General features: G+C 66.4%; 14 protein-coding genes, 1 tRNA gene and 1 pseudogene. All 16 read right to left on the bottom strand.

Annotated elements, in window-relative coordinates; all coding sequences use genetic code 11:
- Positions 1-2: 2 nt before the first annotated feature.
- The 16 genes and pseudogenes from ACTUWL_RS19975 to ACTUWL_RS19900 all read right to left on the bottom strand — a co-directional run bounded on the left by ACTUWL_RS19975 (position 3) and on the right by ACTUWL_RS19900 (position 23,947).
- Positions 3-12,203, bottom strand: coding sequence for a filamentous haemagglutinin family protein (locus ACTUWL_RS19975; RefSeq protein WP_168471109.1), 12,201 nt, complete (start codon positions 12,201-12,203; stop codon positions 3-5).
- A gap of 196 nt (positions 12,204-12,399) precedes the next feature.
- Positions 12,400-13,386 carry a FecR family protein gene (locus ACTUWL_RS19970; RefSeq protein ID WP_021076512.1) on the bottom strand — a complete coding sequence of 329 codons (987 nt, stop codon included), beginning with the start codon at positions 13,384-13,386 and terminating at the stop codon, positions 12,400-12,402.
- A 112-nt stretch (positions 13,387-13,498) separates the two neighbouring features.
- Positions 13,499-14,083, bottom strand: a complete 585-nt coding sequence (locus ACTUWL_RS19965; protein WP_199196575.1) for an RNA polymerase sigma factor — start codon at positions 14,081-14,083, stop codon at positions 13,499-13,501.
- The gene (locus ACTUWL_RS19960) at positions 14,058-14,768 is read right to left on the bottom strand and encodes a secretin and TonB N-terminal domain-containing protein (protein ID WP_021076514.1); all 711 of its coding nucleotides are present in this window, start codon (positions 14,766-14,768) and stop codon (positions 14,058-14,060) included. The genes ACTUWL_RS19965 and ACTUWL_RS19960 overlap by 26 nt, the downstream gene beginning before the upstream one ends.
- 504 nt (positions 14,769-15,272) lie before the next feature.
- Positions 15,273-15,348: transfer RNA gene (locus tag ACTUWL_RS19955), tRNA-Phe, on the bottom strand.
- Positions 15,349-15,488: 140 nt separating this feature from the next.
- The gene (gene yacG / locus ACTUWL_RS19950) at positions 15,489-15,668 is read right to left on the bottom strand and encodes a DNA gyrase inhibitor YacG (protein WP_021076515.1); all 180 of its coding nucleotides are present in this window, start codon (positions 15,666-15,668) and stop codon (positions 15,489-15,491) included.
- A gap of 63 nt (positions 15,669-15,731) precedes the next feature.
- On the bottom strand, positions 15,732-16,361 hold the full coding sequence (locus ACTUWL_RS19945; protein WP_021076516.1) for a Maf-like protein: 630 nt from the start codon (positions 16,359-16,361) through the stop codon (positions 15,732-15,734).
- Positions 16,362-16,548: 187 nt separating this feature from the next.
- Complete coding sequence (locus ACTUWL_RS19940) at positions 16,549-17,010, bottom strand: arsenate-mycothiol transferase ArsC (RefSeq protein ID WP_021076517.1); 462 nt, start codon at positions 17,008-17,010, stop codon at positions 16,549-16,551.
- Between the two features lie 63 nt (positions 17,011-17,073).
- Complete coding sequence (locus ACTUWL_RS19935; RefSeq protein ID WP_021076518.1) at positions 17,074-17,580, bottom strand: UPF0262 family protein; 507 nt, start codon at positions 17,578-17,580, stop codon at positions 17,074-17,076.
- A complete protein-coding gene (gene hisD / locus ACTUWL_RS19930; protein ID WP_021076519.1) occupies positions 17,577-18,872 on the bottom strand; it encodes a histidinol dehydrogenase in 1,296 nt (431 codons plus the stop codon). The genes ACTUWL_RS19935 and hisD overlap by 4 nt, the downstream gene beginning before the upstream one ends.
- A gap of 109 nt (positions 18,873-18,981) precedes the next feature.
- On the bottom strand, positions 18,982-19,410 hold the full coding sequence (locus ACTUWL_RS19925) for a DUF2948 family protein (RefSeq protein WP_021076520.1): 429 nt from the start codon (positions 19,408-19,410) through the stop codon (positions 18,982-18,984).
- A 483-nt stretch (positions 19,411-19,893) separates the two neighbouring features.
- Positions 19,894-20,719: pseudogene (locus tag ACTUWL_RS19920) on the bottom strand (alpha/beta fold hydrolase).
- A 141-nt stretch (positions 20,720-20,860) separates the two neighbouring features.
- Positions 20,861-21,361 (bottom strand): hypothetical protein, encoded by a 501-nt coding sequence (locus ACTUWL_RS19915; RefSeq protein ID WP_021076522.1) that lies wholly within the window; start codon positions 21,359-21,361, stop codon positions 20,861-20,863.
- 166 nt (positions 21,362-21,527) lie between these two features.
- A complete protein-coding gene (locus ACTUWL_RS19910; RefSeq protein WP_021076523.1) occupies positions 21,528-21,836 on the bottom strand; it encodes a UBP-type zinc finger domain-containing protein in 309 nt (102 codons plus the stop codon).
- Between the two features lie 114 nt (positions 21,837-21,950).
- On the bottom strand, positions 21,951-23,651 hold the full coding sequence (locus ACTUWL_RS19905) for an FAD-dependent oxidoreductase (protein ID WP_021076524.1): 1,701 nt from the start codon (positions 23,649-23,651) through the stop codon (positions 21,951-21,953).
- 41 nt (positions 23,652-23,692) lie between these two features.
- Positions 23,693-23,947 carry a hypothetical protein gene (locus ACTUWL_RS19900; protein ID WP_021076525.1) on the bottom strand — a complete coding sequence of 85 codons (255 nt, stop codon included), beginning with the start codon at positions 23,945-23,947 and terminating at the stop codon, positions 23,693-23,695.
- Positions 23,948-24,209: the final 262 nt, after the last annotated feature.

The raw sequence follows: 24,209 nt of genomic DNA, 5'->3' as shown, positions 1-24,209 counted from the left end.
CTTCAGTGCGTCTCGAGACTCGCTCGTTCCTCCGCGGTGAGCGCCTGCCTCTGCGTCTCCGAAAGCGCACCATTGCCGACAAGCTGCAGAACACTGTTCTGGTTGTAACTGTGCTGGTCTTGCGGCCGCCGCTTCTGCTCGTCCCGCGCGGGATCCGGCGCAGCGCCGTCGCCGCCGCCGTAACCCATGACCTCGACGATGATGATCGAGGGCTGGTCATTGCCCTTTGGCGGCGGCGCGGCGGCCTGCTGGCTCGCGGCGGCGGTGTTCGACGCCGCTGTCAGCGCGGCCACCGGCGGCCCCTGCACCGTCGGAACGCCGGTCGAGGTGCCCTGCACCTGGATGTTGGCGGCGTTGACCACCTGCAGCGCGGCGAGATTGACGTTGCCCGAGACACGGATGCCGGCCTCGCCCGCATCGATGGTGCCGAGCGGCGCGATCAGGTCGACATCGCTCGGCGGGGTGCCCGGGATGGTCGCGAGCGCGGCGATGCCGGCGCCGCTCGACGGTACGGCGGGCGCGAGCGTGGCGTTGCCGTAGCTGTCGTAGCTGAGCAGCGGCGGGGTGAAGATCGTCGTGGTCTTCGAGCCGCGGCCGGCGTTGATATCGCCGGTGGCGGACCAGGCGAGAATGTTGCCGCCGAAGGTCGTCATGATGCGGCTCTGGCCGAGCAGGATGCTGCCGAGCGAATAGATGTCGATCGGGCTGTTGCGTCCCTGCGTGATCAGGCCGGAGCCCGCGCCCGGGGTGACGCTTTCCACGCCGAGGATGGTCCGCCCGCCCGGATTCAGCACCTGGATGGCGCCGCCGTACTGGGTGCGGATGCCGGCATCGGCGAGATAGATATTGCCCAGGTAGTCCTTGGCAAAGCCGCTGAACATCGTCAGCCCACCCGAATAGTTGATCGCGTTGCCCTGGGCGTCCTGGTCGGGGAACAGCGTCGCGATCGCCTCGCGGCCGCGCAGATAGCTCTTGTAGCGCGGTCCGGTCGCATCGTTGTACTCACGGCCGCCGAGGGTCAGTTCCTCATAGAAGACCTGGCGGACGAATACGCCCTGTTGCTCGCTCGGCAGCGCCAGGAAATAGGCGAGCGCGTCGGCCGCGCTTCCGGTGTAGCCGTAGCGCTTCTGCAACCATGCCAACAGCTCGGCGCCATAGGCGTGCACCACCTTGCCGCTGCCGGCGAGCGGCGTGCCGTTGCCTGCCAGCTGATTGGCCGGGTCGAAATAGCGTTTGGCGAAATCGGAATAATCCGGGCCGTTCGCGCCGACACCGGTCAGCACCGCGATATCGGCGCCGCCCGCATTGTTGGCAGGGTTCAAGACATCCCCGACGCTGGTCAGCGTACCATAATAGCCCTGGTACAGGTTGCGGCCGGCCTGGATCTGAAACACGCCCGGACCAACCACATCCACCGACTGGTAGATGATGTCGCGACCGGCCTGCATCAGCGAAACGCTGGTGGGGCCGGTGTTGAAGAACACATCCGGCGTCGCGCCAAGACCGACGATATCGCGGCCGGCAATCACCTCGAACGGCTTGGCCGCGAGATACCAGGTGCCGTGCTGGGGAAAGAAGCCGGCGCCGGAGCTGCGGACCATGGGCAGCGCCGCCCCAAGGCTGAGATCGTCGATGTCGACGCCGGCATAGACCAACGCGGGCTGGCTATCACCCTGGTGCAGATTGGAGACCGGCGTGTCTTCGCCGAAGGCGAGCGGGTTGAAATTGTTGGTACGGTAAATCCCGTCCGGCGACGCGTTGGTGTTCCCTCGGCTGGTGGAGAACACCGGATGCCGTGGCGTCGCGAGCGCGCTGATGTCGGCGCCCGACATCGACAACACCTGGCCCTGCCCGTAGATCGACCCTGCCGCCAGCAATTCCAGCTGGCCGTATTGCGACGGCATCATCTCGATCGATCCGCCGCTGAAGCGAATGTCGCCGTTGGCGGCTGCAACGATCAGCGTTCCCGGATAGAAGCCGTTCGCGTTCTGCTTGCCGCCGGTGTCTCCCGACATTGGTGCCACATCGCCACCCGCCGAGTAGAGATTGATCGCAGTGGCCGACGTCCACAGCGTGAAATTGGTCAGCCCGCCGGTACTCACCACCGGCGTCAACGATCCGTCCGCGTTAACCTGAAACCGCGTATAGAGGCCACGATTCACGTCGACCGGCGCGGCCATGCCGGGGTCGCTCGCCCCGCTGATCACGAGGTCACCGCGCGTCGTGATGCTGACGCTGCCGTCGCCCGGCGTGAATGTCGGGCCGAGCGTCTTGATCGAATCCTTGAAGGTGGATGGATCAAGCGTGCGCGGATCGACCGACGAGGCCCCGCCACCTCGCCCGTTTGGAAGCACAGCTCCGACCGACCCGGCGCGAACAATGGTGTTTCCGCGCAGATCGGCGACCGACCCGAAATAATCCGGCCAGTAGGATCCCGACGCGGTGAGTGGGCTCATCGGATTGAGAATGCCTCCGACGTTCAGCGTCAGATCGCCGCCGCCGGTCTGCAGCACCGTCCCGTCCGGCAGCACCCGCCCGCTCGACGCGACCGCAAGATCGAGCCCGGTCGAGGTGGTTGCGGCGCCGCCGCCGGATGCGCCGGCATTGCGGCCTGCGATCACTGTCAGATTGCCGCCACCGAGCGTACCGATCCCCTGGAAGCCGACGAGGGAGGCGCCGGTTGCAGCCGCGTCGGTCTTGGCGAAGGTGCCGAAATTGATCCACCATGCGGTCGGATCCGGCGTCAGCCCGCCACCGCCCTGGGTTTGCAGCCAGTTCGCGATCCGATCCGTGTTGGTGTTGCGTAAGGTGTTTTGTACCGGGGCGGTCTCGATGTAACCCGTCACATCCTGCTGCGCCACGAGCAGCAGATCGCCGCCATGCTCCGGATACCAGGCATGGGTGATGTTGCTTCGCAGCGCACCGATCAGGTCATAGGGATTGCTGCCGTTGACCAGAACCGGGGCAGCCTGCGTGCCGGCCGTATAGACGCCATACGGGGTCGCTTCGCTGAAGCTGCCGCCGGCGAGCAACTCGAGGCTGCCGGTGCCGGTGCGAACGACACTGTAGAAGGTGCCCTGGCCGAAGTTGCCATAGGTGGGATCGTTGAGCGTCAGATTGCCCGCGCCGCTCAGCGCACCCACCGTTTGCAAGCCGCGTTGGTCGGCGGCAGTGAGATCGGCGCCCGCCGTCAAGCGCAGCGATGCCGATTGCGAGCCGCTCGGCAGCATGACGGCCCAGGCCGACGTTCCCTGTGCGGCTGGAAGGGCGGGACCCGATGGCGAGCTGAATACGCCGCCGACGGAGGATGCCTTGGTGGCCGGAATGTACAGGAAGCTGAGAGTAGTGCCGGCCGGAATTGTCTGCCCCGGGGCATAGCGATGGCCGCTCGGGTCCCTCGGATAGAAGGGCAGCACCAATCCCCACGTCGTTGGAACAGTCCAGGCGGTGGCCGTTTTCACGGTCCCACCAATGCTCAGCAGATAGTTGGTGCCGACCTGTCTGAAAGCAGAACTCGCGGTGACGTCGGCCACCGGGGAATACAGCGCCGGAGCATCTGTGGCCGGCCGGAAGCCGTCCGATATGCTTCCCTGAATGGCCAGATTGCCACCCGCCCGGATCACGAGGGCCATCGCTTCGCCGGCGCCATAGGTCGCCGAGTTCGGATCGCGATCGGCATTGGCGCCGTAGCGATACGTCGCGAGGTCGATGTCGCCCGAGGTCGACAGGTCGCCGCTCGAGGTGATCTGAACGCCCGGCCGCAGATGATAGGCGCTGCCGTACGCCGACAGCCCCGCAACACGCGCCGACAATCCTGCATTGCCGAGTGCCGCGCTGATGAAGGCCGTGCTCGCGGTGTCGTACCCGTCGAGCGTGGCCTGGGTGATGGTGCTGCCGCCAGGCAGATCGTAGGTCCAGAAGGCGTTGAGCGCGATGCTATAGGCGCCCTTGATGTTGAGCGGACCCGCGGCGTTGATCGCGATATCGCCGGAGGTCTCGCCGGTGCGCTGGGCATTCAGCACCACGTCGCCATAGGCGACACCGTTCGGCGCGGTGAGATCCATCGTCGCGCCGGGCGACAGCGTGAGCACGCCGCCGGCGGCGGTCAACTCGATATGACCGCGGTTCTTGGCTTCGATCGGCTGGCCGTAGCTATCCGTTTGCAGCACCGTGCCGTGGGCATCGAGTACGGCAGTCGACGCAAGCGCCAAGCCGTTGCCGGCCGAGAGGCGGATCGTGCCGGGCGCCGCGCCGCTGGCATCGATCGTGCCGGCGACAGTCAGGGCGCCGCCATCGACCGACACCGTCACGCTGTGCGCCTTGACGCCGTCGCCGATCACCAGATCGCCGCTCTTGATGTCGAAGCTGCGGGCATCGAACAGGCCGCCTTGCGTCAGGAGGGCGTTGAGCGCGGCGAAATCGGTGCTGCTCATGCTCGCGGCGGTGACGCTGAAGTCGCCGCTGGTGTTGTTGCCGGTGGCGCTGCCCGCGAGGCGGCCGCCGAACGAGACCGCTCCGCTGCCGGCGCTGATGCTGATCGACCCTGCGCTGGCGTTAGTGGCGGAGACGTCGATCACCGAGCCGGCCGCCTGCGTGAATCCGCCCTGGCTGCTGTTGAAGATCGCGGTACCGCCGAAGCCGTAGACCGTCGCCTTCTGGATCATCGAGGGCTGGCCGGAGAGATCGATGCGGCCGCTGCCGCCGATCGCGATGTCGTTGGTCGCGTTCACGACCAGCTTGCCGCTCGGCAGCAGAATGGTGCTGGCGATCGCGACGCTGTTGCCGGTCAGATCGATCTCGGCGCCTGATATCGTGGAGGTCGCAGCGCTCTGCGCGAGCCCTGTGGGCACGGTGACAGCAAGCGCACCGCCGGCGGTATAGTTCATGATCGACTTCTGCGCGCCGGTCAGCAGCGGCGTCGACAGCGTCAGGTTGCCGCCGGTGCCGCTCTGGCCGAACACGGCGCCGGCCGCCGTGCTCGGCGCCTGGTAGACGTACAGCGAGCCGTTGCCGGACGAGACGATCCGCGCGCCGCCGGTCATGTTGACATTGCCGAAGCCGTAGATGACCCGGCTGGACGTCGTCGACGTCAGCGAGGCGACCATGCCGAAATCGATCTCGTTCGCGACCAGATTGAGCGTGCCGAGGCCGGTCCCGAGCCCGCTGGCCCCGGGTGCCGGCGGCGTCGCGCCGGCGATGCCGTTCCAGGTGATCTTGCCACCTGCGATGGTCGCGGTGTCACTCGCGGTGCCGTAGCCGTAGATCGCCGGCGTGTTCAGGACCAGATCGATGCCGGTGCCGGTGGCGTCGAGGCCGGTCGCGCCGAACAGGTTGATGGAGTTCGCGGCACTCAACGTGATCTTTTCCAGCGCCGGCGCGGCATGGCTGGGGTCGCCATGCACCAGCACATCGAACAGCGCCTGGTTGAACAGGAACCCTGCCGGGGCACCGGCCGCGGCAATCGTGCCGCCGTCGCCGATATTGATGCTGCCGACCGCGAGCGTGATGTTGCGCGATCCGAAATGCGCTGTGGGATCGATGCTCGAGGCACCGTTGGTGGCAAAGGCCAACGTCCCTTCGGAATAGAGCTGCGAACCGGCGCCGATCGTGATCGTGCCGGCGCCGCCATTCGAGCCGAGGAAGTTGAGATTGCCGTTCGACAGCGCCAGCACTGTGGTGCCGGAGCCCGTGGTGTAGCTCACGCCAAGGGACGTGGAGTCGAACGGCGCGGGCCCCTGCCCGATGGTGCTGAGCGTGACGTTGTTGCCGATCGTGATATTGCCGCCGACCAGGAACAACTCGCCGGCGCTCAGCGTGACGCCGTCGCGAACCTGGAGGTCTCTTCCGCCGGAAAAGAGCATCGTGCCGTTAACGATGCCATCGGTGCCGTTGATGATCATCCGCGTAGCGCCGATCGCGTCCAGATCGCCTGCGCGAACGGATACACCGGCGAAACCCGGTGTTGGCGAGCCGGCGTAGATTTCATCTACACCTGACAGGGCCACTTGTCCGCCGAAGCCGCCTGGTCCGGCCTGCAACAGCGCGGTGCCGCTGAATGCCAATGCGGGCGATGTCGGTGGCGTCGTCGATGGCGGCTCGAACGCCAGCATCAGCATCTTGCCATCGGCCGGCAGCAGCGGGCGCACGCCGCCGAACTGCGTGGCATTGGCGATCATGAAGTCGCTGTAGCCCTGCTCGTTGTACTGCGAATATATCCGCACCGACGCGCCCGGCGTGATCAACACCTGCGACGCAAGTGCGCTCCTGATCGCGGTATTGCTGGTGCCGGTGTACGCCGAGGTCGCATATGTGCCGTTGCCGATCGCGACGGCGCCGTTGATCGGCGTTCGCGTGGCCGCGCCGAGTTCAACGCGATAGGCGCCAGGCAGCAACGCATAGTTCGACGGAAGCAATGTGTAGCTGCCTGCCGGCAGGCCCGGCACGCCGGCCGGAACGGTGATCTGCTGGCCGATGGCCGGATCCCCGGCGCCATTTTCGGGCGCGATGGGCGCATAACCGGACGCATAGCCAGGCAGGATGGCATAGACCTTGTCGCTAGGCTTGCTGACAGGCGTGGCCGGATTGGCATTGATCAACGGTGTGTTGAGCACATTCACCGAGCCGCCGCGCCCCGAAATGAAGGCGGCTCCGCTGAGGACGCCACCACCCGACATGTCGAGCGTTGCGCCACTTTCGACGTTGATGGATTGACCGTCCAGCGTGACGCCGGACTGATGGCCGACATTGCCGAAGTTCGTCACGTCGATCCGGCTTACGCTCGCCCCGTTGTAGCTGTAGGTCACGCCGTCGACGGTGCCGCCATAGGGGATGGTCATGCCCGCCATCGAGACCGAGGTCAGGCTGCCCGGCAGCACGTCGACCCGTTGTGTCGGAATGCGGTTGTCGAACGGATTGTTGTTGCCGAGCACGACGCTGCCGAACGGCGCGCGGACGATACCGCCCTGCTCCACAACAGGTGCGGCGAGCGCAAGGCTGCCAAACACCGACAGCGGTGCGTCGGGAATCGTGTCGGTGCTGCGGCCGATGGTCAGCGTCGGCGGCTGATCGGACTGTGCAGCCGTGAAATTGTTCTGCCCGGCGGTGACGACCGCAACGGCGCCCGTGGCGGGATAGAGCTGAGCGGCAATGAGATCGAGATTCCAGTCGGTCGCCAGCGTCGTCGCCTTCTGCGCGGCGCCGCTGGCCAGGAAGCGGATATCGCCCTTGCTCACCAGCCTGATCTCGGCAAAGCCGGGCGAATACATGCTGTTCGGCGCGGATGCGGAGAACAGGATCAGCCCCTGAACGTCGATCTGGTTGGCATCGACCTCGAAGCTCGCTTTGGTCGGAACACCGGCCGCACCTGGATTGCCGATCAATCCGCTGGTGCTCTTGTCCGGGACGACCGCAACCGGTTCGCGCAGCAATACATAGGGCGCGGACAGCAAGACGTTGCCGGTCGGGACCGGTGCGGACGGATCCGGCTTGCTTGGCGAGCCGACAGGTACGGGCAGGCCCGGCACGGGCGGCGCCGATGTGAACGCGGCAGCCGTGAGCGTAATGCTTTGGCTAAGCGCGAGCGATACGTCGCCGGCAAACTGCATGTAGTCGCCCGAGCTCAGCGACAATCTGCCGAAGCCACCCGCCTTGATCATGTCGGCACTGACCGTGGCTTGGCCGAACGTCAGCTTCGCAGCGTCGGTCCCCGGCGCGATGTCGGCGGGCAGCAGCGATTGCCGCGCCTGAGTCACAATCAGCGTGCTGGGCACAAACGCGGTAGCCGGTATGACCGAGCCGTCGGCCGGGAAAACGGCGGTGGGCAAGGAGACCGACAGGCTGCCGCCCGCCGCGCCCGAACCGCCGCCCGCGGCATGGATGCTGCCGTCGAGATAGAGCCCGCTCGATGAGCTGAGTGCGATGGAGCCGCCATTGCTCGGAAGCGTCTGCGCGCCGCCAGGTGTGTTTGGTGACATCCCGGCCGCAGAGTTGACGGTGACGCTGGCGCCGTCGGCATTGAGTTCGGCACCGGGCCGGACGATCACGAAGCCGGTTCCACCATTCAGGCTGATGCTGCCGCCGTCGGTGACCGTGCCGTAGGTCCGTCCACCGTTATCGGTGGCCGTGTAGGCCGCACCCGAGACGTCGATCGCGGCGTCCGCGCCGATCCACAGCGATAAGGCACGGCCGTTGCCGGATGTGTCAAAGTTGCGCGACGGCTCCAGTACATTGTCGGACTCGTTGATCAGCGTGATGCCGCCGCCATGCGCGGTGAGCCTGCCATTCATCGTGATCTGATTGTAGGCATCGAGCTTGATGCTCTGTCCGGGATCGACGGTGATCGACGCACCATGGCCGACCACGATCGCGCCGCCGCCGGCTCCGTTCAGCAGCGAACGCAAGGTTACGCTGACACCGGCCCGCTGCGTCAGCGTGGCCTTGACCGAGTCCGCGGTGAACAACGGCGGCGTCCATAGCATCAGAGCCGACGACGGATCGCTGCCGGTAGCTGCGGCATAGCTGTTCGCCGTGAACCGATAGACCGGCATCGCGGGCGCGACCACCGTGTTGCTGGCCACCACAACGCCGAGCCCGCCATTGATGTCGTAGTTGGAGAAGCCGGCGGTGAAGAACGCGGGATTGAGCGCCGGTGCTGGCGTGATCTGGACCGTCTGCGGCAGCACCACGCCGGCTGGAATAATGGTCCCGACCGGATAGGTCATCGGCGTGGATTGAATTGATCCTGCGGCGTAAGTGACTTGATAGGGCGTGATTGGAAGGCCACTCGGGAAGACGTTGGACGGAATGACGGTTCCCGCCGGAATACGGCCAGTGCCGCTCCAGCCGGTGATGAGCGTCCCGGCCGGGATCACGTTGCCTGCGCTCCAATAACTTGTCCCGCCATTGCTGTCTCTGCTCTGGAGGGAATCCATGCCCTGCGGCACGGTCCAATCTGCACCGGTCGGCGCGGTCGGTACCGCTGAGATCGTGACGTCGACCGGTATCGGCGTGTCGTACACCAGCGAGGTGAAATTCAGCGTCAGCGCCGTCGGCAAGGGCTGGCCTGCGCGAATGGTCATGGCCTGCTTCAGCTTCACGGCCAGAGGCGCCGACATGCCCGCGGGCAGTACACCGCCGGCAAGTTCGGCATTCTCGCCGATCAGGATGTTGCCGGGCGTCGAGATCGTCAGCGTGCCGCCGCCGCTGACACCCCAGGCGCGGATCGCGCCGTCGAGAACAAGATTTCCATCGCCCGGCGTGCCGGCGTTCTGCTGGGTGTGGCCCGCAATGATCGTGACGTTGCCGCCCTTGCCGCCTTGCGTCTTGCCGTTGATGAGAACGGCGCCGCCGGAGGACACATCGATCACGCTGCCCGCCGCGAGCGTGACGTTCTGGGTCGAATCGAAGGTGACGTTGCCGCCGTCGAGCAGGCCGAGGCCCGACACGCTGATCGGATCGATCTGCGCATTGACCCACAGGCCGCGCGTGTCGATGGTCGCGCCGCCCTCCAGCGTCAGCGTCGCGCCGCCGGTCGCGTTCGTCAACGTAACCGTTCCGTTTGCGGTGTTGAGGATGTTGCTGACCGTGACGCTGCCGGAGCGCGCGATGATGTCGGCTGCGATATCGACGGTCGGAGCGGTCAGCCTGACCTGCGCGCCCGGCGCAAATTGCAGCGGCGCGTTGATCGAGATCTTGTTGCCGGTGTTGATGTTGAAGCCGCCGAGGCCAAAGCTGTTGAGCGTCGGCGCATCGAACCAGGCCGTGTTGGTGCGGTCGGACGGCAGCGCGGAGGTCAAACCGAGATTGCCTGAGACCGGCGCGACGTTACCGAACGTCACGTCGGTGTTGTAGGCGTTGGAGAGTCCATAGCGATCGTACTGCCCAAGCGCCAGCGTGCCGGCGAGCGGCACGGTGGTCTGCGTCAGCTTGTAGCCGTCGGTGATGCCGGCCGGCCGCTTGGCAAGCTGCTGCTCGCCGTCGATCACGTTGGCGAGGATGGTGCCCTCGAACACCGAGGTCGGGGTCGAAAGGAGGAGGCTGCCGGCATCGCGGCCCATTGTGTAGCCGTTTTCCCAGCGGCTGCTGCCCTTGCCGAACGGGCTGAGATAGACCTCGACGACGCCCCAATGCGCGTGATTGACGATGAAGCCGTTCGCCACCGCGACATAGGTCAAATAGGACGGCGCATTGTCGGCACTGTAGATGCGGCCGTCACTGCCGAGCAGCAGCGTCTGCCGCACATAGCCGCTCTGATATTGCACGGCGCCGCCGGAGATGTTGAAGAGCGCGCCTTGCTGCGCCACCACTTCCGGCGCCGACAGCGTGATGGTGCCGCCGACCGCGGTCCATTCGCCGATCTTGTGGCCGGTGTTGTTGAGATAGCCGGAGACTTCGAGCAGCCCGCCCGCGGTGTAATAGCGGTCGGTCGCATAGCCGCCGGTGCCGGCCGGCACCAAAGTGAGATCACGGGCGTCGATCCACATGTTGCTGTTGAGCAGCGTGCCGCTGTCGCGGTTCTGCGGGCTGTCGCGCAGCTCGTTGCCCTGGACGTTGACCTTGATCGCATTGGCCGACACCGGCAGCACGGTGCCGGTGGTGCCGGAGACGTCGATGACAGAGCCGGTTTCGGCGAACACCCGCTTGCCGGCGGAAGCCGACACCTGGCCGCCCTGCGCCATGGTCAGCGAGCCGTTCCTGAAGTCGATGGTGCCGCCGGTGACGATCTCGATGCGCGACTGATCGGGGCGATCCACCAATGTCGAGAGGTTGTCGAACTGGCCGGCCGCCAGCAGATTGGGCTTGGCCGAGGCGATCAGCGCATCGCGCTGCGAATTGAACGCGGTCGCGGTCGGATCGATGCCCGAGACCAGCGCGGCCGCGGCATCGGTCTCCGGCAGGATCAGGCTGATGCCGTTACTGGTCAGCGTAATACTGCCGCTTGTATCGGACGCCGAGTTGAGCAGATGAATGGTGCCGCGCTGGTTGACCGAGGTGGTGGAGACGAGGATGCCGTCCTGGGTGACGGCATGGCCGGCCAGCGTGATGTCGCCCTGCTGGGCCAGCACCAGGCCGGTGTTGGTGACCGTGCCGCTGCTGCTGCCGCTGCGCAGCAGTGGCGCGATCTCGTTGCCGCGTGTGGTCGAGTTCTGGTTGGCGTTGGTGCCGTAACCGGCGCGCAGGATGAAATCGTCGCCGGCCGCGAACTGGGTCTGGCCCTTCGGCGTGGTGATGGCGCCGGCGTTGTTGACTTCGGTGCCCATCAGCAGCACGAAGCCGCCGCCTGCCGTCACCGAGGACGGCGCATTGGTGGTGATCAGCGCACCGCTCTCGACCACGATCTTGCCGCCCGCGCCGGTGAAGTTCGGCACATAGACGTTGCCGCTCTGGCTCGCATAGATGCCATTACCGAACTGGCCGTCGGTGATGTTGGCGCTGGAGGCGATCAGCGAGCCGACATTGATCTGGCTCGCGCCGCCGAAGATGATGCCGTTCTGATTGATCACCAGCACCTGGCCGGGAGCGGTGATGCGGCCGAGGATCTGGCTCGGCCCGGTGTTGCCGACGACGCGGTTCAGCGCGGTCCAGTTGCCGGCCTGCTGGTTGAAGTTGAGCGTGGTCTGGCTGCCGACATTGAAGCTCTGCCAGTTGAGGATTGCCTGCGGCGCGGTCTGGTTGACGGTCACCGTGGTCTGGCCGCCGCTCGCGGCCTGGCTCGGCAGCGCGGCGCCTTGCCAGAGGGCCGAGCCGGGCACGGCGCCCGGCGCAACCTGAAGCCCGCCCACGGCAAGACCGTTCGGCACCGCCACCTGCGGCAGCGTGGTGGATCGCTGCGAGGCGGCAGCCGCGCCGCGGGCCGCCGCCTGCGCGGCCTGCAGCGCCTGGATGGCCTGGGTCGCCCGGGTCAGCGCGCCCTGGCTTTGCCTTGCGACTTCGGTTGCCTGCTGGGCCGCGGCGGTGGCGCCGTCGCTGGCGATCGTCGGCGCCGAATTGATCGCTCCGAAATTGCCGAACGGACGCGCGGACGCATCCTCGAGCCCGGTCAGCAGCAGCGCCAGCGTGCTGGTTCCGGCCAGCAGCATCGAGCGGGACACCAATCCGATCCGCTGCCGCGGCGGCAGCGGCGCAACCCGACGCTGAGCGAGGCGGGAACGGTCGGCGGCTTTCCGGGCGCGCGATGGGCGGGAGATCACACGGTCGACGAACATGAGGCATCCTGACTAGGCCAAATCGCGATCACTGTGATGACCGCGGGCTCACTGTCGTGACACCTCCGGACGTCGACGCCCTCAAAGGTTTTTTATGAATGTTTTGTGTCACACGCGCGAGCGTCAGAGCGCGTTCGAGCAAGGCCGCGCCCTGGAACTGAAACGCGTGGAACACGTGTTGCGCGCGACAAAAGCGCTAGGAAAGCAGGACAAGCCCGCCGGGCAAGCTGCGGGCGCGAATGCCGAACGCACGCTCAATCTGCAGCAAGGCCTCGTCCGGACGATCGATCCTGAAACGACCGTTGACGGGGCTGCGCCCGAACTCCGCATTCAGCAGCACGATGCGGCCGGAGCGGTATCTGTTCAATTCCCCGATCACCTCCGCCAACGGTGTCATGTTGCAGATGATCAGGCCCTGTTGCCAGGCGGCGGCAATCGACGGATCGATCGCGACGACATCGCCAAATCCGCCATCGCCATAGGTGACGCGCTGCCTGGACTTGAGAACGACTTGTTGCGCCAGATGCTCCACATGCGCTTCGTTCGCGAGGCACGTGACACAGACGCTCGCCCCGTCGACGCGCACGTCGAACTGCGCCCCCGTCGACGTGGTCCTTCCGCCCGCCGCGATCACGCTGAATGTCTCGGCTCGCCGATCCGCGACCTTGAAAGAGGCCTCGCCGGCGATCAGTTCGACCGTGCCGGACGCAGCTCCCGATCCGAGCGAGATGCTGGTGCGCGTGTTCATCTGGACCGCGACGCCGTCCACCACGGCCACCTCGCGCTGCTCGCCGACGCCGGTACGATAATCAGCGCGCAGTTCGAACAGCGACGGCCACAGATCGAGCGGAGGGTGCACCACCATGATCCCGGCTGCCGTGGCCGCCAGCGCACCTCCGATGATCGCACGGCGGCTGGTGATCGCCGTCCTGCCGCCGGCGGGCGCGCGGCGGCCCGTCGTCCTCGAATCCGCGAGCAGGCTCTGGCCCGCGGGGCCGAACGCCTTCCAGAACCGGCTGGCCTCCGAAAAAGCCGCCGCATGCGCCGGGCTCTGGCCGCACCAGCGCCGCAAGGCCGCCGCGTCGGACGCCCTCGCCTCTCCGGACGTCAGACGACGAATCCAGGCATGGGCTTCGCGCTCAAGCGCGGAAAGCTCGTCGTGATGTTGGTCGCTCTCAATCATCAACGTTGCATGTTGCCGGTCGTCTTGAAGCCCGTGGTCGCAATGCTCTGCGGGCGAGCCGGCGGCCCTCCCGTAACATAGACACTCCAGAGGACGCGAACCGCACAATTTTCTACTCCGGGCGCCGGATTTTCTTGAAACGGGCGACGCAATGCTCCTGCGCCCTCCGCAATTCCTTCTCCACCAGGCTCACGGAAATGCCGAAGCGCCGGGCAATCTGCTGCCGGGACAGCCCCTCCAGCCTGGCGGCCAGCAGGATGGCCCGCGGCCGCGGTGGCAATTCCGCCATCACCTGCTTGAGCCTTTCGAGATCGGAGCGGCCGGAGATCACGCGCACGGCGTCGGGTGCATCGTCCGCCAGATTGAGCAGCGCCTCGACCTCTTCCGCATTGAGGCGCCGGTTGTCGGCGCGCCGCTGATTGAGCGCGACGTGGAAGGCGGATCGAAGCAGGTAGGCGGCCGGATTGCGGACATCGCCGACGATCTCCCGGCCGTTCAGGCGCAGATAGGTATCCTGCAGCGCGTCTTCGGCCCATTCCAGCGAGCCCAGTCGACGCGCAAGGCGCGATTTCAAATCCTGATAGCGCTCGATCAACAGGGCCCGCAACGTGCGCGCGCTCTCATTGTCCGCGGCCTCGTCATGATCCGACGCCTTGGAGAGGCTCTCGCCCTCACTCATCTCGTCGGCCGCCTTCATCCGGCGGACAGTCGACGGTACCGCCGGACGCCCGGGGCAGGATCACCATGGTGAAGGGTTGCGTCATCTGCACAGGGGGAGCTTCGCCCGCGGATACGCGATTTGCCGCCTCCGCAATCGCTGCATCCCGTTGCGGATCGCCGGTCGTCCCCAAAAGCTTCACCCTCGTCACACTGCCGGACGGCCCGATCCAGAAGCTGATTGCGGCCCGGTACGCACCAGGCCTTGTCGCTCGCTGGGCGCACAGGGCATTGTTCAGCCGCTCCTGTAGCAGCGCCGAATATCGCCGTTCAATAGCGCTCTGTTGTGACAAGGCCGCTTGCGCGATCGCCGCCGGCGAACGCGTCACAAAAGTTTCATTCGGCGCGGGAACGACGACGATGGCATCGGGTGCCGTGTAGTCCGCGACCAGTCCGCTGCCCTGCAGAAGCAGCAGGATGGCCTGCTGCGGATTGAACTGCCCCTGCACCGGGTTCGAGACCCGGCCGACCGCCAGATTGCCGTTATAGGCGATGACGACGCCGGTCGTCTTGCTATAGGCGTCTAGTGCCGATGCGAGCGATTGCGCGGGAATGTCGAACCAAGCCTGGCTCGACGGTTGAGCGGTTTGCGCCGATACCGCACAAGCCCAGAACATGCCCAGGGAGAAAAGGCCGCAGAACCAGAAACGCCACCGAAACGGCATGAGATGCAGACATCATTATCCCGGGTGAACTCCGCCTATCCCATAGCGTCTGCAAAGGTCTTGAGCCACTCCCCTTCACGTAGGTCTCCCATCATTGTGGCGCACCGACGTCGCGGCGCGGAACCTGAAGCCGGTCTTTCCGGGATCGGCTGAGTATCGCGCCAGCACCTTCTGCACGACACCACGGCAACGACGAGCGCCGCGAGGCGATTGTCATTTCCTGCGAAACGAGACGAGCGAGCGCTTGCTGCTTCAGCATCGCAGCACCAAACCGCGACCGCGGCCACCGCATACAACCATGCGGCGATGAAGCGAAGCGGCCGCGCCAGTCGAGCGCCATCATCGCGAGCGCAGACCGTGATGGTGACAAGGGCTCGGTCAACAGCCGACAAACATGTCCGCCACCGGCCACACGCGGCGACCGACCTCCGCCTTCGCCCTCGGGCTACACCGGGACGACCGTTTGCGTGCCGTTCGTGCGGACTACGGTCAGAGAGAGGGGGATGGTGCCCAGGGGCGGGATCGAACCACCGACACTGCGATTTTCAGTCGCATGCTCTACCAACTGAGCTACCTGGGCATACAAGCTGGGCCGAAAAGGCCGGAGCGAGCGGGCGGTTTATAGAGAGGTCGGAGCGCTGTGTCCACCCGGCTTCGCGAAACGCTTCGCCGGGCGCGGCCCGCCCTGTGCAATTTCCCCAACTTATTGGGAAATCTTGGCTATTCCGGGTCCTCCGCGTCGTCCTCGCGGCCGGGAACGACATAGCGGCCGGTCAGCCAGCGGTTCAGGTCGACATCGCGGCAGCGCGGCGAACAGAACGGGCGGAAGGCCTGCGCGACCGGCTTGCCGCAGATCGGGCAGGCACGCGTGGTCGGGGGCGTTCGGGGCTGGTCGGTCATGGCTCGGAGGTAGCTTACATCAATCGAGATGCAAGGGCGCTGAGGGCACGAGGTTCCTCGGCCTCACACCGCGACGGCGTTGAGCCAGCCGTGGCGGATCGGAAAGCCTTCGCCGCCGAGCAGGGTCACGGTCTCGTAGAGCGGCAGGCCGACGACGTTGGTGTAGGAGCCGACCATCTTGACCACGAAGGATCCGGCGATGCCCTGCACGGCGTAGCCGCCGGCTTTGCCGCGCCATTCGCCGGAGCCGATATAGGCCTGGATGTCGTCCTCGCTGAGCCGCTTGAAGCGCACGCGCGTCTCGACCAGGCGCTGGCGGAACGCCTCGCGCGGCGTCACCACGCAGATCGCGGTGTAGACGCGGTGGTTGCGGCCCGACAGCAGCCGCAGGCACTGCGCGGCCTCGTCGACCAGATTGGCCTTGGGCAGGATGCGGCGGCCGACCGCGACCACGGTGTCGGCGGCGATGATGAAGGAGCCGCGCAGATCGTCGTCGAGCTGAACTGACTTCAGCGCCGCGTCCGCCTTCGCGCGCGCCAGGCGGTTGGCGCAGGCGCGCGGCAACTCGCCCCGCCGCGGGGTCTCGTCGACATCGGCCGGGCGCAGCGCGTCGGGCTCGATGCCGGCCTGGTTGAGCAGGGCCAGCCGCCGCGGCGAACCGGAAGCAAGAACGAATTTGGGACGGCCTAGCATGCGGGCTTTTGGGCTGAATCGGGGGGACGGACGCGGGCGGAACCTATCGGATGGGGCATGGATGCACAACCTTGGAACCGGTCGCGAATCGTACTCCCGCTTGGAGACAAGGCCCCATAAGCACAGCTGTTTGTCAGTCTGGCGACAAGGGGCGGTCCTGCGAATCGGAACACGCCGCGTGTTCGCATCACAAGTTCGCCGCAGCCTTGGCGAAGCGGCGGCGGATGCGCATCAAGAGGCCGTCGCAGACCTCGCGATAGGCGGCGAGCTTCTGCTCGCGATTGCCGCTGGTCCCGGTCGGGTCGTGCGTCGGCCAGTATTCGACATCGGCGGCGAGCGTGCGCGTCAGGTCCAGCGCCTTGTGGTGCGCCTCCGGCGAGAGCGTGATGATGAGATCGAAGTTCAACCCCTCCCAGTCCTCGAGCTCCTCGAAGGTCTGCGGCTTGTGGCCGGAAATGTCCTGGCCGAACTCGGCCATGACGGAGACCGCGAACGGATCGAGCTCGCCCTTCTTGACGCCGGCCGAACGCACATAGAGCCCTTGCGGAAACATCTGCTGCAGCAGGCTTTCGGCCATCGGCGAACGCACGGCATTGTGGCCGCATGCGAACAGCACGGCCTGCGGGGTGCGCGCGCTTGGCGCTGCCATGCGATCAGGCTTTTTTCGACCGGGGTACGCCCCCGTCGTCTGGCGAAGTGACGATAAGCGGGATCATGCGCCCTCACCCTTCCAGTGCAGCACAGTGATCAGCGTGAACAGCCGCCGGGCGGTCTCGAAATCGACGCGCACCTTGCCCTTGAGCCGCTCCTGCAGCGTGCGCGAGCCCTCGTCATGGATGCCGCGGCGGCCCATGTCGATCGCCTCGATCTTGTCCGGTGTCGCGGTCCGGATCGCCTGATAGTAGCTGTCGCAGATCATGAAGTAGTCCTTCACGACACGGCGGAACGGCGTCAGCGACAACAGATGCGCCACGACAGGCGAGCCGTCCTCCTTCCTGATATCGAACATCAGCCGGTTGCCGGTGATCGCGATATGCAGGGTATACGGACCCGGCCCGGCGACGCCCTCGGGCGCGAACAAATTCTGCTCGACCAGGTCGTAGATCGCGATCGCCCGCTCATGCTCGATATCGGGCCCGGAACGGCCGATCGATTCCTCGTCGAGCGTCACCGCGACGATGCGATTGTTGGAATCCTCGTCGTCTGGTGGCTTGGTCATGAGAGGTTGAGGCGCAATCCGACGGAACGTGAATGGGCATCGAGACCCTCGGCCTGGCCGAGCGTCATCGCGGCAGGCCCGAGCGCACGAAGCTGATCCGGCCCGCACCGCAGGATCGAGGTTCGCTTCATGAAGTCAAGCACCCCGAGGCCCGAGGAGAACCGCGCCGAGCGCGCCGTCGGCAGCACATGGTTGGAGCCGCCGACATAGTCGCCGATCGCCTCCGGGGTATGGGCCCCGAGGAAGATCGCGCCGGCATTGCGGACCTTTTTCGACAGGCCCTCGGCGTCCGCGGTCATGATCTCCAGATGCTCCGCCGCGATCGCGTTCGCAAGCTCGACCGCGTCGTCGAGCTTCGCCACCTTGATCACGGCGCCGAAATCCTCCCACGAGGCGCGCGCAATCGCCGCACGCGGCAGCGTCGCCAGCTGCGCCTCGACCGCGCGCTCGACATCGGCGGCGAGCCGCGCACTGTCGGTGACCAGGATCGACTGTGCGCTGACGTCGTGCTCGGCCTGCGCCAACAGATCGGCCGCGATCCAGTCGGCATTGCCGGTATCGTCGGCGATGACCAGCACCTCGGAAGGGCCGGCGATCATGTCGATGCCGACCTTGCCGAACACCAGCCGCTTGGCGGCGGCGACATAGGCGTTGCCGGGGCCGACGATCTTGGCCACCGGCGCGATCGACGCGGTGCCATAGGCCAGGGCGGCCACCGCCTGGGCGCCGCCGACGCGGTAAATCTCCGAAACGCCGCCGAGATGGGCGGCCGCCAGCACCAGCGGGTTGAGCTTGCCGTCCGGCGCCGGCACCACCATCACCACCCGCGGCACGCCGGCGACCCTGGCCGGCACCGCATTCATCAGCACCGAGGACGGATAGGCCGCGGTGCCGCCGGGCACATAGAGCCCGACCGCATCGACCGCGCTCCAGCGCCAGCCGAGCTCGACGCCGGCGGCATCGGTGAAGCGCTCGTCCTTCGGCAGCTGGCGGCGATGGAACGTCTCGATCCGGTCGCGCGCGAAGCTCAGCGCCTCGACGGTCTTGGGATCGCAGGCCGCGACTGCGGCATCGATCTCGGCCGGCGTGATGCGCAGACCGGCGGCGGTGATATCGAGCCGGTCGAACTTCCTGGTCGCCTCGAGCAGCGCGGCATCGCCGCGGGCGGCCACATCGTCGACGATGGCGCGGGTGGCGCGCTCGACGTCGGCCGATACCTCGCGCTTGGCCGCCAGGAAATCGCGGAAACGCTGCTCAAAATCGGCGCTCTGTCGGTCCAGGCGAACGGGCATGGCGGCTTTCTTAGGAGGAATTCGGGTCCCTGCTCAATGGCGCGACGGATAATGGCCGTCAACCCTTGGCTCCCGTCGTCCAGGCGAAAGCCGGGACGACGGCCGAGAGTTACCCAGGCCCCACCCCGAGGTCGTCTGGCCCCAGATCGGTCAATTCGCACTCCAGGCATTCGACATCGAGCCGCAGCGCCGCGCCCTGACCGAACATCAGCAGCGCGCTGCCGCCAGGCGGGTCGGAGGCATGGAATTCGATCCCGAGCAGTTCCAGGGTCGCCTCCGGGGTCTCCAGGTCGATGTTGCGCGACTTGCATGCCAGCACCCGGTCGAACCTGAGTGCGGCGATCAGCCGGCGCGAGCAGGTGCCGCCGGACAGGGTCTGCTCCCAATCGAGCCGGTTCAGGCCGACCACGAGGCGTTTCTCGTCCTGGCGCCAGACGATGTCGGCAGGCTGGACGCGGGCGTCCTGCAGATGGGCGGAGATCACCGCGAGGTCATCGGCGTCGAGGGCGATCAGTTTCAGCGGCGCGGGTGGGGACATGACGGTGACTATAACGCCTCGCGGCCTCGGAGGTACCAGTGGCCGCAAGGAAATCCCGCTCGAGGGAACCGGCAAGCGCACGAGCAAAATATCGAAAATAACCCCATGCAAAGGGGCTGGAAGCGGCGTGGCATGCCCCGACCGAACGTACGCGCATTGGCACTCTTCGTCAGGTGAGCACGCTCGTCAGGCTCCCTCCCCCACGCAACCGGGGTATACCGCGGTTGCGCATCGCAAGTTTGCGCAAGTCGGGCAGGCCCGACTTGCGTCGGGGGAGGGTTGGGGAGAGGGGTGGCCCCGGGCGAGATGAGCGACGGCGCAGTTGGTCCCGCAATCTCGGCTGCATGATCAGAGGCGCATTTCGAGAGAGCACCCGTGTGGCCACCCCTCTCCCTAACCCTCCCCCGCAAGGGGGGAGGGAACCCTACCGCTGGTGGCTCCCTCACCTAGTCGCACCGACCTGCGATGGTGTTTGCGCTGGCCTCACCCCGTGATGAACGCCAGCAGATCCGCGTTGATGGTCTCCGCTTCCGTCGTCGGCATGCCATGCGGAAAGCCCTTGTAGGTCTTCAAGCGTGCCGTTCTTCAAAAGCTTGGCCGAGAGCGGGCCGGAATCGGCGTAGGGCACGATCTGGTCGTCGTCGCCATGCATCACCAGCACCGGCACGTTGATCTTCTTCAGGTCCTCGGTGAAGTCGGTCTGCGAGAACGCGACGATGCCGTCGTAATGCGCCTTGGCGCCGCCCATCATGCCCTGCCGCCACCAGTTCTGGATCACGGCTTCGGACGGTTTTGCGCCGGGCCGGTTGTAGCCATAGAACGGGCCGGCCGGGAGATCGCGGTAGAATTGCGAACGGTTGGCCGCAAGCTGCGCCTGCAAGCCGTCGAACACCGATTTCGGCAGGCCGCCGGGATTGGCGGCCGTCTGCACCATCAGCGGCGGCACCGCGCTCAGGATCGCGGCCTTCGCGACCCGGCTCTCGCCGTGGCGCGCGATGTAGTGCACGACTTCGCCGCCGCCGGTGGAATGGCCGACATGGACGGCATTCCTGAGGTCGAGATGCGCGGTGACGGCCGCAAGGTCGTCGGCGTAATGGTCCATGTCGTGGCCGTCGGCGACCTGGGCGGAACGGCCGTGGCCGCGGCGGTCATGGGCGATGACGCGGAAGCCATGGTTGAGGAAGAACAGCATCTGCGCGTCCCAATCGTCCGAGGACAGCGGCCAGCCATGGCTGAACACGATCGGCTGACCCGAACCCCAATCCTTGTAGAAGATCTCGACGCCGTCTTTGGTGGTGATGGTGGGCATTGAACGCTCCTCCTGTTGCCGATGTGTTGGTCCGGCACGCCAAACATGAGCGGACCCCGAGCGACGGCGTGTCGCCGACATGCCACCGCCCTTCGCCTTCTACGCCGTGCGTCGCTCCGAATTGATGTCACCCGCCCCGGATCAGGCGAAATTGACCGGCCTGAAGCGGCGCCAGGCGCCGATGATCATCACGGCGAAGAACACCAGCACGATGCCCTGCACCGCCCCGAACACCGGCCCGGACGGCGGGTTCGGCGGCACCGCCGGCGCCAGCGCCTGCAACGCGGGGATCTTGAGGAAGCTCTGGATGACCAACACGAAGACGTTGAGATAAAGCGAGACCATCGCGGTCACGACATAGATCGGGCGCCATGCGCCCTTCAGCTGCATCGCATAGAGCGCGATGCAGGCGATCGCCAGCAGCACCAGCGAGAGGCCGCCGATGATCTGGGACGGCAGCACCTTTTCGGTAATCAGTGGCGGGATCACGAAGCCGGTGGCGCTGGTCAGGATCGTGAAGATGAGGAAGATCGCGGTCAGTCCGGGCATCGGGCGCGAGCCGAGCAGGCCGAACATCACGATCACACCGGCGACGATCGCGATCAGGCTGATAATGACGTGCACAAGCACCAACGTCGTCATGTAGCACACTCCCCCGTTGAGACCCGCACGACGTTACGATGCGTCTTTGAAAATTGCTACATCGTTCGATGGCAGGACGCCCGACACTCAAGAAAATCGCTGACGCCGACCGTTGCAAAACCTTGGTGTCGGCGTCGCGCGCCGCGGCATCCTGTGAGAACTTGAATCAATAGAAGCGCGGGATCGGCCCATCCTGCGGCGTCTTGCGCTTCGACAGGTCGAACAGCACCTCGTCGACATAGCACCAGCCCCAGCCTTCCGGCGGATCGTAGCCCTCGATCACCGGATGGCCGGTGGCGTGGAAATGCGCCGTTGCATGCCGGTTCGGCGAGTCGTCGCAGCAGCCGACATGGCCGCAGGTCCGGCAGATCCGCAGATGCAGCCAGCGGCTGCCGCTCTTCAGGCACTCCTCGCAGCCGCGCGCACTCGGCGTGACGTCCTGGATGCCGGCGATATGGGTGCAGCCTTTTGGCATTTGCGGGCCTCTCGTTCTGAACGGTCGCGGATCTATCTTTATCCGCACCTCTTTGAACCGTCATCCCCGCGCAAAGGCGCGGGGATGACGGGGATGGTGCAGCATGGCTTTCCACTACAACGTCGGACTGCCGGCATCGGCGAGATAGCCGTGCAGCGCGGCGACCACCTGTGCGCCCTCGCCGATCGCGCCGCCGACGCGCTTGACCGATCCGGAGCGGACGTCGCCGACCGCGAACACGCCGGGCACCGTGGTCTGGAGCAGCGGCACGGCGGGCGCGCCCTCGCCGTTCTGTACGCCGGTCTTGACGAAGCCGCCGCGGTCGACCTGCACGCCGCAGCCCTCGAGCCAGCCGGTGGCCGGATCGGCGCCGACGAACAAAAAGAGATTGCGGATATCCATCGTGAACTCGTCGGGTGCGAGCCGGCTGCGCCAGCGGACGCGCTCCAGCGTCTCCGCGCCGTCGAGGCCGATCACCTCGGTGTTGAACATCAGTTCGATGTTCGGCGTCGCCTCGATACGCTCGATCAGATAGCGCGACATGCTGGCGCCGAGCCCGCCGCCGCGGATCATCATGTTGACCCTGCGGGCATGCGCGGACAGATACACCGCCGCCTGGCCTGCGGAGTTGCCGCCGCCGACCAGCACGACGTCCTGGTTGGCGCACAGCCGCGCCTCGATCGGCGAGGCCCAGTACCAGACGCCGCGGCCTTCATAGTGCTCGAGATTGTCGATCGCCGGCCGCCGATAGCGCGCGCCGCTTGCGACCACCACCGATTTGGCGCGCAGCGTGTGCCCGCATCCGGTGGCGAGCGTGAACGCGCCCGACGCTTTCGAGCAGTCGAGCGATTTGATCGAGACCGGGATCAGCATCTCGGCGCCGAATTTCTGCGCCTGATTGAAGGCGCGTCCGGCCAGCGCCTGGCCGGTGATGCCGGTCGGGAATCCCAGATAGTTCTCGATCCGCATGCTGGCGCCGGCCTGGCCGCCGAAAGCGCGGGAATCGAACACCGCGACCGACAGGCCCTCGGAGGCGGCATAAACCGCGGTGGAGAGCCCGGCCGGGCCGCTGCCGACCACCGCGACATCGTAGAGCCTGTCTTGTGCACTGTTGCCGATCATGCCGAGCGCCATCGCCAGCGCGGTCTCTGATGGATTGCGCAGCACCGTGCCGTTGGGGCAGACCACCAGCGGCAACTCGGCACGCGTCGGCGAATAGCGCGCGACGAGGTCGGCGGCATCGGTGTCGGCCTCGGGATCGAGCACGTGATGCGGCTGGCCGTTGCGCGCCAGGAAATTCTGCAGCGGCGCCATGTTGCCGGCCGACGCCGAGCCGATCAGCACCGGCCCGCCGGCGCCGCCCTGGATCAGGCTGACGCGGCGCAGGATCAGCGCCCGCATGATGCGCTCGCCGAGGTCGGCTTCGGCGACCAGCAGCGCGCGCAGCCGGTCCGGCGGCAGCAGCAATGTCTCGACCGCACCGTCGGCATGGCCGTCGACCAGCGCCGCGCGGCCGGAGAGCTGGCCGATCTCGGCGAGGAACTGGCCCGGCCCCTGGTCGATGACCGGCGTGACACGGCCGAGGCCGTCGCGCTGGGTGATCGCGACGCTGCCCGACAGCACCACGAACATGCCGGGCCCCGGCGTGCCGGTCTCGAACAACGCCTCGCCGTCCTTGTATGACCGCGGCTCGCCGAAGCGGCGCATCCGCTCGATCTCATGCGCCGTCAAGGTCGGAAAGGTCTGTTCATGGCGCGGGAAGGCGGCGGCGGTTGCGCTCAGGCGATTGATCGTCGTCTCATCGATTGCAGTCATGTCGGCGCCCCGCTTCTCTTTGCACACACATCCGAGCCGGGTTAGCGGCCCGGCTCGTTTCCGCCGGCGTGATCCGGCGCGCCGTGATCTAGCGAGCCGTCAGCCGGTTCGGAAGCCACATCCTCGCGACCGCGCGCCTGGGATTTCCGCCGCTTCAGGTTCTCGCGCAGCGCCAGCTTGAGCCGATCCTGTCGTGAATCCTTCACGCGGGCACCAGCCTGCCCGCCGCCTCTGTCCTGATCGCCCGTCATCTGGAAAACTCTCGAACCGCCGACGCCTTGCGCCGCGCCGAGCATAGACAATGACCGCCGCCGGCGCACCCTGCCCGGTCGGCCAGTTGCGCGCGACGGCATGATTCGGTGGCCAGTGGATCGGACGCCTTCCGGCACGATCTGGAACCCAATCGAGCCAAATTCGGCCGGATTGGACGCAATCACCGCCGCGGAACGTCATTTCTGCCGATTTGCCCGGCAAGAGGAGCGCTGTTTCGCTTGCGCCAAGGGGATGCCTGTGGCAAGAACCGCCCGCTTGGACGGGCCCTTGGGGCCGATTCAATTT

It is taken from the genome of Bradyrhizobium sp. WCU1, from assembly GCF_053474805.1.
Note: the sequence above shows the minus strand (reverse complement) of the source record. Positions and strands in the feature narration are given on the sequence as shown.